This is a genomic window from Bacillus sp. PK6-16 (assembly GCF_056530295.1).
Window position 1 is genome coordinate 2,853,161 of the sequence record NZ_CP096511.1, and the last position, 13,965, is coordinate 2,867,125.

General features: G+C 33.8%; 12 protein-coding genes. 2 read left to right on the forward strand and 10 right to left on the reverse strand.

All coding sequences use genetic code 11. From position 1 onward, the window contains the following. Positions 1–21: 21 nt before the first annotated feature. The 3 genes from M1D66_RS14700 to M1D66_RS14710 all read right to left on the reverse strand — a co-directional run bounded on the left by M1D66_RS14700 (position 22) and on the right by M1D66_RS14710 (position 3,705). On the reverse strand, positions 22–1,359 hold the full coding sequence (locus M1D66_RS14700) for an acetyl-CoA carboxylase biotin carboxylase subunit (protein WP_000486750.1): 1,338 nt from the start codon (positions 1,357–1,359) through the stop codon (positions 22–24). A 15-nt stretch (positions 1,360–1,374) separates the two neighbouring features. Beyond that, positions 1,375–2,520: an acyl-CoA dehydrogenase gene (locus tag M1D66_RS14705; protein ID WP_000397279.1), complete on the reverse strand. Its 1,146-nt coding sequence runs from the start codon at positions 2,518–2,520 to the stop codon at positions 1,375–1,377. A gap of 216 nt (positions 2,521–2,736) precedes the next feature. Then, a complete protein-coding gene (locus tag M1D66_RS14710) occupies positions 2,737–3,705 on the reverse strand; it encodes a YbgA family protein (RefSeq protein WP_001248640.1) in 969 nt (322 codons plus the stop codon). Positions 3,706–3,938: 233 nt separating this feature from the next. Here M1D66_RS14710 and M1D66_RS14715 point away from each other — a divergent pair, with 233 nt between their 5' ends. After that, entirely contained in the window at positions 3,939–4,238 is a 300-nt protein-coding gene (locus M1D66_RS14715; RefSeq protein WP_000728157.1) for a WGxxGxxG family protein, read from the forward strand. Positions 4,239–4,359: 121 nt separating this feature from the next. Here the strand turns inward: M1D66_RS14715 and M1D66_RS14720 are convergent, their stop codons facing one another. From M1D66_RS14720 to M1D66_RS14750, 7 genes are all read right to left on the reverse strand, one after another. Further along, on the reverse strand, positions 4,360–5,013 hold the full coding sequence (locus M1D66_RS14720) for a TetR/AcrR family transcriptional regulator (protein ID WP_001168184.1): 654 nt from the start codon (positions 5,011–5,013) through the stop codon (positions 4,360–4,362). Between the two features lie 24 nt (positions 5,014–5,037). Then, positions 5,038–6,057 (reverse strand): ABC transporter permease, encoded by a 1,020-nt coding sequence (locus M1D66_RS14725; protein ID WP_212125790.1) that lies wholly within the window; start codon positions 6,055–6,057, stop codon positions 5,038–5,040. Next, positions 6,054–6,779: an ABC transporter ATP-binding protein gene (locus M1D66_RS14730; protein ID WP_016081571.1), complete on the reverse strand. Its 726-nt coding sequence runs from the start codon at positions 6,777–6,779 to the stop codon at positions 6,054–6,056. Before M1D66_RS14730 ends, M1D66_RS14725 begins: the two co-directional genes overlap by 4 nt. A 188-nt stretch (positions 6,780–6,967) precedes the next feature. Then, the gene (locus tag M1D66_RS14735; protein WP_000548621.1) at positions 6,968–7,219 is read right to left on the reverse strand and encodes a hypothetical protein; all 252 of its coding nucleotides are present in this window, start codon (positions 7,217–7,219) and stop codon (positions 6,968–6,970) included. 214 nt (positions 7,220–7,433) lie between these two features. Continuing rightward, positions 7,434–8,276: a metallophosphoesterase gene (locus tag M1D66_RS14740; protein WP_212125791.1), complete on the reverse strand. Its 843-nt coding sequence runs from the start codon at positions 8,274–8,276 to the stop codon at positions 7,434–7,436. Between the two features lie 260 nt (positions 8,277–8,536). Then, entirely contained in the window at positions 8,537–9,463 is a 927-nt protein-coding gene (gene bla / locus M1D66_RS14745; protein WP_140159375.1) for a class A beta-lactamase Bla1, read from the reverse strand. 220 nt (positions 9,464–9,683) lie between these two features. Continuing rightward, positions 9,684–11,816 (reverse strand): peptidoglycan D,D-transpeptidase FtsI family protein, encoded by a 2,133-nt coding sequence (locus M1D66_RS14750; protein ID WP_242554556.1) that lies wholly within the window; start codon positions 11,814–11,816, stop codon positions 9,684–9,686. Positions 11,817–12,199: 383 nt separating this feature from the next. Here M1D66_RS14750 and M1D66_RS14755 point away from each other — a divergent pair, with 383 nt between their 5' ends. Then, complete coding sequence (locus M1D66_RS14755) at positions 12,200–13,960, forward strand: peptidoglycan D,D-transpeptidase FtsI family protein (RefSeq protein ID WP_242554557.1); 1,761 nt, start codon at positions 12,200–12,202, stop codon at positions 13,958–13,960. The last annotated feature ends 5 nt before the right edge of the window (positions 13,961–13,965 follow it).

A 13,965-nucleotide genomic window follows, 5' to 3' on the forward strand; every position in this document is an offset into this window, starting at 1 on the left:
CCCCCTTAATATTGTTAGATCTTATTTTTTAACGAGTTGTTTCGTTACAAAACCCGTTGTATAAATACCCGCTTTGAACACTTCGTCTTCCAAAACTTGCATTAGCATTGGCGTGTTCGTTTTAATACCTTCTACTTTTAATTCTTCTAGAGCATCATGTAATTTCGAAATTGCTTCTTCACGAGTCTCGCCATGTGCAATGACTTTCGCAATCATTGGATCATAGAAAGGTGTAATCGTTACATGATTTTCTAAGAAGTGATCAATTCGTACATTTGACGGTAATGTTAAATCTGTAATTTTCCCAGGTGACGGGAAGAATGTTTTCGGATCCTCTGCATAAATACGAGCTTCAATGGCATGACCACTACGTTTTACATCATCCTGAGTAAATGATAGTTTCTCTCCACTTGCGATAAGGAGTTGCTGTTCTACAAGGTCTAATCCCGTAATTTCTTCTGTCACTGGATGCTCTACTTGTAATCTCGTATTCATTTCTAAGAAATAGAAATTTTTCTGATTATCTACAAGAAACTCAACTGTACCTGCATTTGTATAGCCAAGTGCTTTGGCAGCTTGTACAGCAACTTCTCCCATCGCCTTTCGTGTACCTTCATCTAAAAATGGTGAAGGTGCTTCTTCGATTACTTTTTGATTTCGGCGCTGTACCGAACATTCACGCTCCCATAAATACACTGTGTTACCATGTGTATCTGCTAAAAGCTGAATTTCAATATGATGCGCATCTGCTATATATCGCTCTAAATACATTTCCCCGTTACCGAAGAAGTTTTGCGCTCTTGTTTTATTACTTTCAAACGCTTTGGTGAGCGTTTGCTCAGTTTCCATCAACTGCATACCAATGCCTCCGCCGCCTGCGGATGCCTTAAGCATTAATGGATAACCAATTTGTTTTGCAATTTCAATTGCTTCTTCAGCAGTTTCAATATTTGTAGTAATACCTGGGACTACTGGGACATCTGCTGCTTGCATTGCGATACGTGATTCAATTTTACTTCCCATCTTCGTAATGATTTCTTCTGAAGGACCGATAAATACGATTCCTTCTTCTTTGCAGCGAACCGGAAAAGACGGATTCTCTGATAATAAACCATAACCCGGATGAATGGCTTCTGCATTTGTCTTCTTAGCTATTTCAATAATTTTTTCAAGGTTTAAATAGCTTTCTTGAACACGCGGTCCACCTACTAAGTAAGCTTCATTTGCCATTTTCACATGAAGGGCATTTTCATCTGCTTCAGAATAAATAGCAACAGTGCGAATGCCAAGTTTTTGACAAGTTTTCATAATACGAACAGCGATTTCCCCGCGATTCGCAATTAATATTTTTTGAAACATAGTGATTCCTCCCTTTTATCTACATCCTAAATGTCTAGCAATTACGAGACGTTGAATTTCAGAAGTTCCTTCACCAATTTCTAATAGTTTCGCATCACGAATATGTCGTTCAACTTCATATTCACGCATATAACCATATCCACCATGAATCTGTACTGCTTGATTCGCAATACGGCTTGCTGCCTCCGATGCAAATAGTTTTGCCATTGCCGCTTCTTTGCCGAAAGGTTTATCGTTATCTTTTAACCAAGCTGCTTTATGTACTAAATTGCGTGCTAGCTCTACTTCAGTCGCCATATCAGCTAATTTAAATTGAATCGCTTGGAAATTAGAGATTGACTTTCCAAATTGTTGACGTTCTTTCGCATATTGTAATGCACGTTCAAAGGCTGATTGCGCAATACCAACTGCCAATGCTGCGATTGAAATACGCCCTCCATCAAGTGTATATAAAAATTGTTTAAAGCCTTTATTTACATCACCAAGAATATTTTCTTTCGGTACACGAACGCCATCAAGTACGATTTCACAAGTATTAGAAGCGCGAACACCCATCTTATCGTAAGGACTTGAAATCGTTAATCCTTCACTCGTAGTAGGCACGATAAATGCAGAAATACGTTTTCTACCATTCTCTTCAATACCGTTGACAGCGGTTACAATAATTGTATTTGCATACTCTGCGTTTGTAATCCAACACTTCTCACCACTGATTACATACTCATCACCATCTAATACCGCTTTCGTTTGAGTACCACCTGCATCTGATCCAGCATTCGGCTCCGTTAATCCGAAGGCACCTAATGTTTTACCTGACGCCATCGGAACTAAATACTTTTGTTTTTGTTCTTCTGTACCGAAATAATAAATTGGAGAAGCACCTAATGAAATTGTTGCAGCATAGCTTAAACCGGTGCCACCACAAGCGCGACCAATTTCTTCAACTGCTAACGCATACGATACCGTATCGCCACCTGAACCTCCATACTCTTCTGGGAATGGGATGCCTAATAATCCTAGTTCGCCCATTTTTTGAAATGTTTCATATGGAAACTCTGCAGTTTTGTCATAATATACAGCTTTCGGTGCGATTTCCTTTTCAGCAAAGTCACGTACCATTTCTTTAATCATTTGTTTTTCGCGAGTTAGAGTAAATTCCATTCCGCTACACACCCCTTATCGAATATTGAGTTTCGACAGCGTGCGAGTTTCTACTACAAACATAACAACTTAAAAGACAAGAATATTAGTTAGACAATTGCTACAATTCTGTCATAACTTAATTTTAAAACAGATTCTGTACTAATGCACAAAAAAATTCCTACATTGTTCTACAACAACATAGGAGATTTTGTGTCGAATTATGTAATTTATTGTTTAATAATCTCTACCTTTTCCCGAATCAGAAATTTCTACTAATGCTTCAGGGTATGGTTCGAAATACGTTTGTCTTAATAAATACTTTTCATCAAATCGAATAGCCCATGATTTTAATATTGTAAGTAAACTACTAAGTGGTATTTTCTTTTCTGCATACTTTTGTAACAGTTCTATAAAATGATCTTTTTCTTGTTTTTTTAACTTTGTTTTAAAATATCCAAAAATGTGCTCGCATACATTTACATTCGATGTATAACGGGGCGCACGCATAAATAATTCATATAAAGTCTTCTCATAGTTTTCAAATACCACTTCAATCTTTTCATTTTTTTGATTTGCAATTATACGACCTAATTCCTTTTGTTTCACCTGATTATATGCCATAAATAAATATTTATTGTCCGACTGAAACGATACAAGTTCTTTCATATTTTTATTGTGTTTAATCATTTTGTAATATGCGATTGTAAATAACCTTGTAAAGAAATGCTCTCTAATAATAAAATTCGACAATCTACCTTCCTCTTCAATAGGAAGATGCGAAAAATTTTTTACTACTGCTCCGCCGAATAAGCCAGCTCCTTTTCCCTTTGCTGGCGCTTTTTCAAAACCAGAATAAATTTTCACATCACGCGTACCACAACTTGGTGAACGATTCTTTAAAATAAAACCATCCACATCCGGTATCGTTTGTAAAAAGTCATTTGAAAACTGCTCCATTTTTTCAGTTACATCTTCTCGTGTCGACGGTTGCACAAGTCTATTCTCACCATTTTCTTCTACAATTCGTATCGTTTCACGAGGAGTCCCCAATCCAATCTCCACTTCTGGACAAACAGGTATAAATGTAACAAATGGCTGCAAATTTCGTATTGTTACATCTGGAATCATCTCTCCATTATAACGACAAGCATCAAATTCTAAACACTTACTTACGACGATTGTAGGTTTTGCAAATTGTCGCATCTTATTACCTCCTTATTGCTAGCCCGTATAATATAAATTGTACTAAGATTAACATTTTAAGCAAAGTTTGATTCAGTTATTTTTATGAGAAATATATATCCAATGATATATTAACAATCATTCAACTCTATTTTCTATAAATGTGCGCCCTATTAATGAGGGTTTAGATATTGTGAAATGAATAATACACACATGCTTCGGAGAAATTAATGATTAAGAAAGGAGGGATTGTTATGAAAAAGAAATTATCATCTATCTTAAGTGTTTTAGCACTATCTATTATGTTTTTAGGTACATCTACGCAAGCTGAATACGATGGAAATAATATGAATAGAGTTAATAACACTGATATTTCAACTCGAGTAAATGACAATAACTTAGACAGAGTTAATAATGATGTAAGAACTCGAAATGTAAATACAACAAATGATTTAAATGATAATCGTGATAAAAATAATAATTGGGCTTGGCTTGGTTTATTAGGACTAGCAGGATTATTAGGTCTTAGAAGAAGAGACAAAGAAACACGCTGATTTAGAATGTTTTTAGTAAACAAGTACTTATTTATCAAAAATATATAATGAAAATAAATCGCCTTTTTAAAGGCGATTTATTTTTACTTAAAAGTAATGTATGTAATTCACACTTCAACGATTAAAATCGTGGAGTTAATCCATACAATATAAATTGAATCGTATTTTCAATTTCCGCTTCATCATTCCATTTTTCTTCAGGCAATAATAAAAATCGTGTTAATAATAAACCTAATACAGCTGATAAAGTAAGACGTAGTACGGAAGATGGTGGTATCTCAATAATTTCCCCTTCTTCTTGAAATTTCACAATCAACTTTTTGAAATGTGAAAACAGTTCTGTTTCTACTAATTGCTGTATTTCATTTTTCAGTTCTGGTTGGAATGGCACCTCTTGAATTAATATTTTTATCATAGGAAAGTGTTTTTGAGCAAATTTAAACCTATTATGAATTACAACCCTTAAAAGTCCTTCGTATGATTCATAATCCGATTTAAATATTTCTTTTGCAAAGGTTTGTACGAAAAATGGTGCAGCGAACTTAGTTAAAGTTGGCATTACGACCGCTAGTAATAAATCTTTTTTTGTTTTATAGTAGCGGAAGATGGTTCCTTCCGCTACACCAGCACGCTTTGCAATTTCACTTGTTGAAGTTGAAGCGTATCCTTTTTCTCCAAACATATCAACAGCCGCCTCTAATATTCGCATTTGACGTTCATTTCGTTTATCCGTATTAGTTGCAGCTATTAATTCCTCCAGCCAATCCTTCTGCATTTATAAAGCTCCTTTTTGTCATTATTATATTTTGCGATGTTTCTTTAAAGCAAATACATTTCCTACTGCAAATAATAGTGAAAAAAGTAATAATACAGTAAGATCTAATACAATCTCTGTAAACCCTTGATTCCGAATCATCACTTGTCTCATTGCGTCAGCGCCGTATGTGAGTGGAAATACTTTCCCTAACATTTGTAGCCACTTATTCATAGATTCCATTGGAAACAATCCAGAAAAGAAGATTTGTGGCACAATAACAAGCGGTATAAATTGAATCATTTGAAACTCATTATTTGCGTATGCCGATAAAAACGTACCTAATGTTAGTGCAGTCAAAGAGAGCATACATGTAATAAGTAACGTTAGCCATATGGAGCCAGCTACGTATAAATCTAAAATATAAACGGAAAAACTTACGATAATAATGGATTGTATAAAGGCAAAGATTCCAAAACCAATAATATAACCTGCGACTATTTCCCATCTTCTTACTGGGGTGGATAATAACCTTTCTAGCGTACCACTTAAACGTTCTCTTACGAAAGATACACCTGATAATATAAATACAAAGAAAAATGTAAAGAAACCAATTAATACAGGACCAAGCCCATCAAACATCGTAAAGTCTTTAGAGCCATGTAAATAATTTACTTCAGGTTTCATAATCGATACATCATTCTTCTCTGTGCTTTTTTGCAATACTTGAAGTACAGCACGATTTTTTGACGAATCACTACCTTCCAACAGAAGTTTCATTTTTCCATTCTCTATTCGAAGTATTGCATCTACCTTTTGTTTTTCCAACTCAGAAATCGCGTTTTCTTTACTGTATTCATAAATTGACGCTTCTTGATTTTTCATCACTTTTACTATTTGAGCGGGCATATCAACAACAGCAATTTGCGGTATATAGTCTTTTTGTGTAAACACTAGCGATAATAGCCAAAGTAATAACATTGGTGCCCCAAACATCATCGCTAACGAACGCTTATCTCGAAAAAATTGGCGAATAATACGAATGATTACACCAGTAACTCTCATGATGACACCACCTCTTCCAACAAAAAGACATCTTCAATCCGTCCAGATGACACGCGTTTTTTCAATTCTTCAGTTGTTCCAACCGCAACTAGTTTCCCTTCTCTAATTAATCCTAGACGCTCACAAAATTCAGCTTCATCCATAATGTGCGTCGTTACAATAATCGTTGTGCCTTTCTTTTTAAGATCATAAAATTTTTCCCAAATCGTTTTTCTAAGAAGTGGATCTATCCCCACTGTAGGCTCGTCTAAAATTAATATTTCTGGTTCGTGAAGGAGTGCTATTGCTAATGATAAGCGTTTTTTCATTCCACCTGAAAATTGTTGTACTTGCTTTTTCATATACTGTGACAATTGTACAAGTTCAAAAACCTCTGCAATTCTTGTCTTTTTACGTTTTCCCTTTAGTCCATACATCGTTGCTATAAAATCTGCATTTTCATATGCTGACAATTCTTCATATAATGCATCCGCCTGGGCCATATAACCAATTCGTTTCATTTCATTTAAATTAGGCATATTAGTATTATTAACAAGCACTTCACCTTTCGTTGCCTCATTAATACCTGCAATCATTTTAATGAGCGTTGTTTTCCCCGATCCAGAAGGTCCAACAAAACCAAAAATCTCTGCTTTTTCAACTTGCAATGAAAGATTGTGTAACACTTCTTTTTTTCCAAAACTTTTTGATACAGTCCGTAAAATAATTGAAGGTTGTTGCACGTTTCATCCTCCTTTTCTAATAAAAATGAGTGAGTACTCACTTTTATTTTACTCTTGCTTAATTATATGTCAAACTTCGTTGATTAGTATGTATGTTCAATCACCGATATTAAACAATGAAACAGAGTCGACATTAGAATTTCATTTCCTAAAGTCGACTCTGTTTCATTTAAACTATAAATTTCACTTTACGTTTTTAAATTCATATACTTCCGAATTCTAGCAACGTCTAAAGAATATTCGATAACTAATTGCTGTAACGGTAAAATAACTGTGTCAGGATATAAATGTGCATATTGTAATGTTTCTGCATATTTTTCTAACCTTTTTTCTAAATACTTTATTATTTGATCAGGATGACTTACTAATAAACATTTACAATAATAATGGATTTGTTCCTCAATCGCCGTGTATTCTTCAATTTCATATTCTTTATGCATGTGTACACCCCTTTAAGTTTTTTATATGAATTACTTATCACAATTTTCACTCGACAAATTTTAAGTTTTTTGATTATTTACACTATAACAAACACTGAGGGTCAAATTTTGTTACTTTATGTAACGTAGAAAATTTTTAACAAAATTGTAATGTTTACTCCTACAAAATACAGAAAGCCCCTTTACTCATTTTTGTATAAAAAAATCGTACAGCTTAATTTAGCTGCACGACTACAATTTCTGGCCTATTCAAAATCCTTTGCGGAATGATACTATTTCCTAATCCTCTACTCACTACCATTGATGTATTTTGTTCTACATATAAACCCGCTGTATATTTAGGTAAAACACCTTGATTTGGCGCAACTAATCCTCCGATAAATGGCAATCTAACTTGCCCTCCATGAGCATGTCCCGATAAAACCAAATCCAACCGCTCATTCGTATATTCCTTTATAAATTCAGGCCTATGGGATAATAATACATTATATTTATCTGGCTGCATTTCAATTTTCGCTTTTTTAATTTCATCTATTATAATATTTCCTTCATCACGGTTTCCAGTAACAAACTCTGGATCATCAATACCTAGCAAGTTTATTTCTTGCTCACCCTTTCGAATGCCTACATGTTCATTCCTTAAAACATTGACATCATATTTCTTCAACTCTTTTTCTAAATTGTTATACTTTCCAGACCATTGTTCATGGTTTCCTGTCACAAAATATACAGGATATTTCTTTACAATTTCTCGTATTAATTGCATACTAACTTCTGCATCGTATGATTTACTGTCAATTAAATCACCCGTAATCGCAATAATATCTGGGTCTATACTTTTCATTTTTTGAATTAACACATCTTGATTATCGCCAAATTTTTTATTGTGTAAGTCTGAAATTTGTAGAATTTTATACCCTTTAAAAGAGGATGGTATTTTACTAGAGGTTATTTTAACCTCAGTTATACTTATTAAATTGTTCTGTAAATATAAAAAGATTGTAAAACCTACTAATATACAAATAATCATTACAATTCTATTAATCTTCTTTTTCATATTTTCTCCTTTACATTCTCATCAAACACTTCTATATGCTAACTGAATTATATTATACTTTCTTGAAATTTATTTAAATTAATAAAATAATACAGTACATGAAATTTCATATGAGATATGTCATATATATTCGTTATATTTTTACTTTTACCTTTTTAATAATAAGAATACAAAAACGACTCTTATCACACGAAAAGAGTCGTTTTCTAACTTTATACTTTTAATACTTTCATGTTAAAAATGCGAAAACTAAAATACTATTACCTAAGAGCCTTAACTATAACTTTAGTTGCCTCTGCAATGAGTTGATTATCATAAGTTGCCTCTTTCTCATCTTTACTAGATAAAATTGCGATGATAATTGGTGCTCTATTTGGAGGCCAAACGATAGCAATATCATTTCTTGTCCCGTAACTGCCAGCACCTGATTTATCTCCAACTACCCAGTCAGTTGGTACGCCTGCACGAATAAGTTTGTCTCCTGTAGCATTTCCTTTCATCCACTCTGTAAGAATTTTACGTTTTTCAGCAGGAAGTGCATTTCCGACCGTAAAAGCTTTAAGATTCGTAGCAATAGCTTTCGCTGTACTAGTGTCACGAATGTCTCCTGGAATAGCTTCGTTTAATTCTGTTTCAAAGCGATCAGACATAGTAATCCGATCCCCCATATGCCTAAGCGCTTTTTCATATCCTTTAGGTCCTCCTATTTTATTAAATAAAATGTTCCCTGCAGTATTATCACTTGAACGAACAGCTGCCTCAGCAATTTCTCCTAGTTTCATTCCAGTATCTACATGTTTCTCTGTAACAGGTGAATAATCCACTAAGTCTTCTTTCGTATAGGTGATTACTTCATTTAATGAATCAATTGAGTTTTGCTGTAGTAATACTCCTGCTGCTAAAGCCTTGTAGGTTGATGCGAAGGCAAATCTTTCGTTAGATCGATAAGAGATTGTTTGATTTGTACCAGTATCAATCGCATATACACCTAATCGAGCATCAAATTTTTTCTCAATTTGAGAGAACTCTTTATGCGTCGCCTGATTTTTATGTTTCACTTGTCCAGTCTTTTCTTTCGCTTCAACTTGCAGTGCCCCTCCTGTAAAAGCTTCTAGGCTTGTAATACTTAAACCTAATATACCAACGCATATTCCTATTTTTAGCATCCTCTTATTTTTCAAAATCATCATTCCTTCCAAATTTTTAGTACCTTTTTATACGTACACATAATAGACAATCACCGAACCAAATTTGTTCCATAAACTGAAAAAAATTTTATAGCTAGTATGAGAGTTATTAACAAAATAAGAGATAGTAGCTATGATCGCCGCTATCTCTTATTTCACATTTCATTTTTTCTTATAAATGGCTTTATACAAACAGGTTCTCTTCCCTGAGAAAAGTATCTTAATTTTGCTTAGAACTACCTGTACTAGTAGATTCACCATGTATACGTTGCTGTTTCAAATCAAAGTATACATCTAAAACTTCCTTTCCAATTATAGAATTAATTCCATTTTTATCATCATGAAGCCATGGAACTACTACAGAAAATGCTACTTCTGGATTATCATATGGAGCATATCCAATTAACGTTAAGTTGTAACATTCCATACGTTCTCCTTTTGCATTTCTGCCAATCGGGTCATCTCCACCATATACAGTTTGGGCTGTCCCTGTCTTTCCTGCTGGTTTATATGGCGCGTTTTTGAAATACTTCACGCCAGTTCCATCACCTTCTTGGAATACCCATCTAAACCCTTCTTTTATCCGATCAATATGTTCTTTCTTCATATCAATTCGATTTAATACGACAGGCTCTATGGACCGTATAACTTTGCCAACCTCTTCTTTTATTGATTGTTCTCGTATTTCTTGTACAATTTGAGGTTGCATTCTATAACCACCATTCGCAATCGTTGAAATATATTGTGCTAATTGCAACGGCGTATACGTATCATACTGACCGATAGAAAAATCTAGTAAAAAACCAGGTTGACTATCTACTTTTCTCGTTTGTCCAATTATTTCATTCGGTAAATCAATACCTGTTGGGACACCTAAACCAAATTGCTTGAAATAATAGCGCATCGTATCAAATGCTCCTTGTTTAATATCCAATGAGCCATTTGGTACGTAATTAACTCCCGCAATTTTTAAAGCTGTCTGGAACATGTATACATTCGAAGATACTTGTAAAGCTCGTAAATCATTAATATTACCAAATCCGGATACATTCCACGATTTTTTAGCTTGTGTACCTTTAAATTTCATCGGCGCGTCATAAAATTGATCTCCTGGATGTATTGCCCCTGTCTCATATCCAGTTAATAAAGTAGCACCTTTTACAGCTGACCCTAGCTCATACGAAGTTGTCATGTTACCTAACGCCAAATCCTCAACCTCTATTTTCCCTTCTTTTTCTACAATCTTTTTGCCTGCCATAGATAAAATTTGTCCGTTATTTGGATTCGTCATGACAACAAAAGCTCGATCGAGCAGTGGCTCTGAACTCTTAAAAGCTCTCAAGTTTTTCTCTATACTTTCTTCCACTTTCTTTTGTAATTCCATATCAATCGTTAATGTTAAACTATTACCACTTTTTCCTTTAGAGATTATTTCTGTGCTAACAATGTTTCCTGATTTATCAGTAATATTTTTCACTTCTTCTTTTGTGCCGTGTAATACATCTTCATATCGTTGTTCAATATAACTTTTTCCAACACGATCATTACGGTTATATCCACGTACTAAATAAGAATCTAAATTTTCTTTCGGTAATCCTTCTTCACTACTCGTAATATTTCCTAATATAGAACGAAATAAATTACCATTTACATAATTACGTTCCCAATCAACAGTGGCATCTACTCCTGGAAAATCTCCAAGATTTTCGCTTATCCGCGCATACTCTTCATCTGTTACATCTTTTTTTATAATTTGTGGTGTTAGTTGATAACCTGAACTCATTTTACTTTTAATAGCTAACACCTTTAAATCTTGTGCTGTTAATTCTGCTAATTCTACCTCTGTAACGCGACCTCGTCTTAAGTCTTCTATTTTTTTATCTAACTCTTTCCCCTCTATACCCTTTTCTTTAAACTTTTCTATATCTTTCTTAGTAATCTTTGTCTCCGCACGTTTCGAATTCAACTGCATCCAAAAATCTTTTTTATCGATATCTGTTAATTTATTTATATCTTGTTCAGGCATTTCAAGTACTTTCGCCAAGTCATTTGCTGTTTTTAAAATATCTTCATTCGTAATCCCCTTTCCCCTTGTATACGTAATTGTGCGAAGAGATTTATTATTAACGACTGTTTTCCCTTCTCGATCTAAAATTTGTCCACGCGGAACTGGAATACTAGTTAGTGCATTTTGACTACTTTCCACTTGGTTCTTATAAGCCTCTCCCTCAACGATTTGTACTTTTCCTAGCTGCATAATAATAGCTGAGAATAGTACAAATATACAAAGGAACATTATATTTAATCGAATAGATATATATGTCTTCTGCTTCTTGCCTTTTTGTTCTTTCATAAATCCTCCATTTAATCCTTTCAGGAATTGCTATAAATACTAAAAACATTCCTTCTATATTAGATACCGATAATCGGTTATAAATATCGCCTCAATTTTTAGCTTAATCCTTGTAAGCATCCATTCCTTTTCGTTTAGCTACGGAATTAATAACTCTCCCTTCCTGTTTTCTCTCTATTTTTTTGCTGCTTGCATTAGAAGCGCTAAACTGTATAATGACTCTTATTAAACTTACATATAGACGTGCTAGTAATTTTTCATGCTAATTATTCCTTTCTTCATGCTGTAATACTTAATAGACAACCTAAACAATACAGTTGTTCCACATTTACAAAAAAAATAATTAAATATAAGATGAAGTAAGCTACATAAGGGAGGGTTATATGTTACATACAAAAAGATGGAGATTATTTGCGGTTCTTTCTATTGTAGGTTTGATTTTACTAATTTTATTAAAAATCAACTTCATTTCAATTACTATCGCAACTTCTTCAGCTGAAAGAGGAAAGATTTTTGATCGAAATGGTGCAATACTAGCTACAAATAAGAAAGCTAAGTCTCTATATTGCACTTCTAATGATGAAAAGCTATCGAAACAAGATACATCAAGCACATTAGCTTTTTTTAATCAATTTTCAAGCGAGTTTCAACATGATATTTCTACAGAGAACATAAAATCTCAATTACAACAATCTTGTAAAAAGCAGACTATGAATGATATACCGTTATACTCTGATATAACTGAGAATGAACTTGCATTCATAAACAAAAACAAACCCAATAATGTAATAATTAAAGATGAATGGATTCGGTATTATCCTAAACACGAAATTGGTTCACAAGTAATTGGGTATGTAGAAAATGACCTTAATTCAAAGCATATGGCTGTTGGAAAAAGCGGGATTGAGCTGCAATATGAAAATGATTTAAAAGGAAAACCAGGTAAAACTCTTATTTTTAAATTGAATAATAAAAAGTTCTTATGGAACATTCAAAAAGTACAAAAAGGAAAAGATGTACGGCTAGCTTTAGACTCTGAGTTGCAGCAAAAGGCAGAAGAAGCATTAAGATCGCAAATTAAGAAAACACCTGATGCTAAAGCTGGTTATGCTGTAGTGAGCGATGCAAAAACTGGCGCGATTTTAACTATGGTCAACTCGACAGTTTTTGATCCAAATATATTAAATACACATGTATCTTCTAGAAAAGAAAATATTAAATCTCTTTCGCAAAATAAAGTGATTCAAAAATTAAAGTATGGTGAATCTTATGTAAATATGGCTTCTACTATAAAACCACTTACTATTTTAATTGGATTAAACGAAAAACTTTTTCAACCCGAAGATACTTATTTAGATAAAGGTACTTTTCAGTATGATAATCAAAATAACATTACGAATGCACCTGGAACACCAACAGGTGAGATTACACCGAGGCAGGCTATCATTAATTCATCTAACACATTTATGACAGCAAAAGTAGCTCTACCATTATTTAACCAAAATAATGGAAATGTAGAAAAAGTGGCACATATATGGACAGATTATTTAATGCAATTCGGCCTACGTTCTAAAACCGGGATTGATTTACCCTTTGAAGAAGACGGTCAGTATGAATTCCATCCTTCTAATAAGTTTGAAAATGGAATCTCCGCTTTATTAAATGCCTCGTGGGGCGGAAATGAAGTGCATACTCCTCTTCAACTCGCTCAATATGCAGCAACATTGGCAAGTAAAGGTGATAAATATAAACCTCAAATCGTAAGTGCGATTATTGGTCAAGATGGTAAGGAAACCAAAAAGTTTAAAACCATTTTAGAAAGTTCAAATCGTTACCCGATGAACTTTTGGAGTGTCGTGCAAGGTGGAATGAGTCAAAATATAGAGGAAATTAAAAAGTTGCCCTTTGACGTCGCAGGTAAAACAGGTATTACAGGTTTTCCAAATGAGCAAGAAAGAATGATAAATCATTCTCTTTTCATTGCATATGCTCCTACTGAAGATCCACAAATTGCCGTTTCTGTCGTTATTCCTGGCAGTAATTCCGAAAAAAACATTGCCGCTCTCGTTACATCAGAAATTTTAGAGTACTGGAATACTCTTCAAAAAGAGAATAAAAACAAAGAGGAAGGTTCATTAAAGTGAACCTT

Bases quoted from the DNA above. Each gene is read 5' to 3' on its own strand.
- M1D66_RS14700 (WP_000486750.1), bottom strand. From the start codon at position 1,359: ATGTTTCAAAAAATATTAATTGCGAATCGCGGGGAAATCGCTGTTCGT.
- M1D66_RS14705 (WP_000397279.1), bottom strand. From the start codon at position 2,520: ATGGAATTTACTCTAACTCGCGAAAAACAAATGATTAAAGAAATGGTA.
- M1D66_RS14710 (WP_001248640.1), bottom strand. From the start codon at position 3,705: ATGCGACAATTTGCAAAACCTACAATCGTCGTAAGTAAGTGTTTAGAA.
- M1D66_RS14715 (WP_000728157.1), top strand. From the start codon at position 3,939: ATGAAAAAGAAATTATCATCTATCTTAAGTGTTTTAGCACTATCTATT.
- M1D66_RS14720 (WP_001168184.1), bottom strand. From the start codon at position 5,013: ATGCAGAAGGATTGGCTGGAGGAATTAATAGCTGCAACTAATACGGAT.
- M1D66_RS14725 (WP_212125790.1), bottom strand. From the start codon at position 6,057: ATGAGAGTTACTGGTGTAATCATTCGTATTATTCGCCAATTTTTTCGA.
- M1D66_RS14735 (WP_000548621.1), bottom strand. From the start codon at position 7,219: ATGCATAAAGAATATGAAATTGAAGAATACACGGCGATTGAGGAACAA.
- M1D66_RS14740 (WP_212125791.1), bottom strand. From the start codon at position 8,276: ATGAAAAAGAAGATTAATAGAATTGTAATGATTATTTGTATATTAGTA.
- bla (WP_140159375.1), bottom strand. From the start codon at position 9,463: ATGATTTTGAAAAATAAGAGGATGCTAAAAATAGGAATATGCGTTGGT.
- M1D66_RS14750 (WP_242554556.1), bottom strand. From the start codon at position 11,816: ATGAAAGAACAAAAAGGCAAGAAGCAGAAGACATATATATCTATTCGA.
- M1D66_RS14755 (WP_242554557.1), top strand. From the start codon at position 12,200: ATGTTACATACAAAAAGATGGAGATTATTTGCGGTTCTTTCTATTGTA.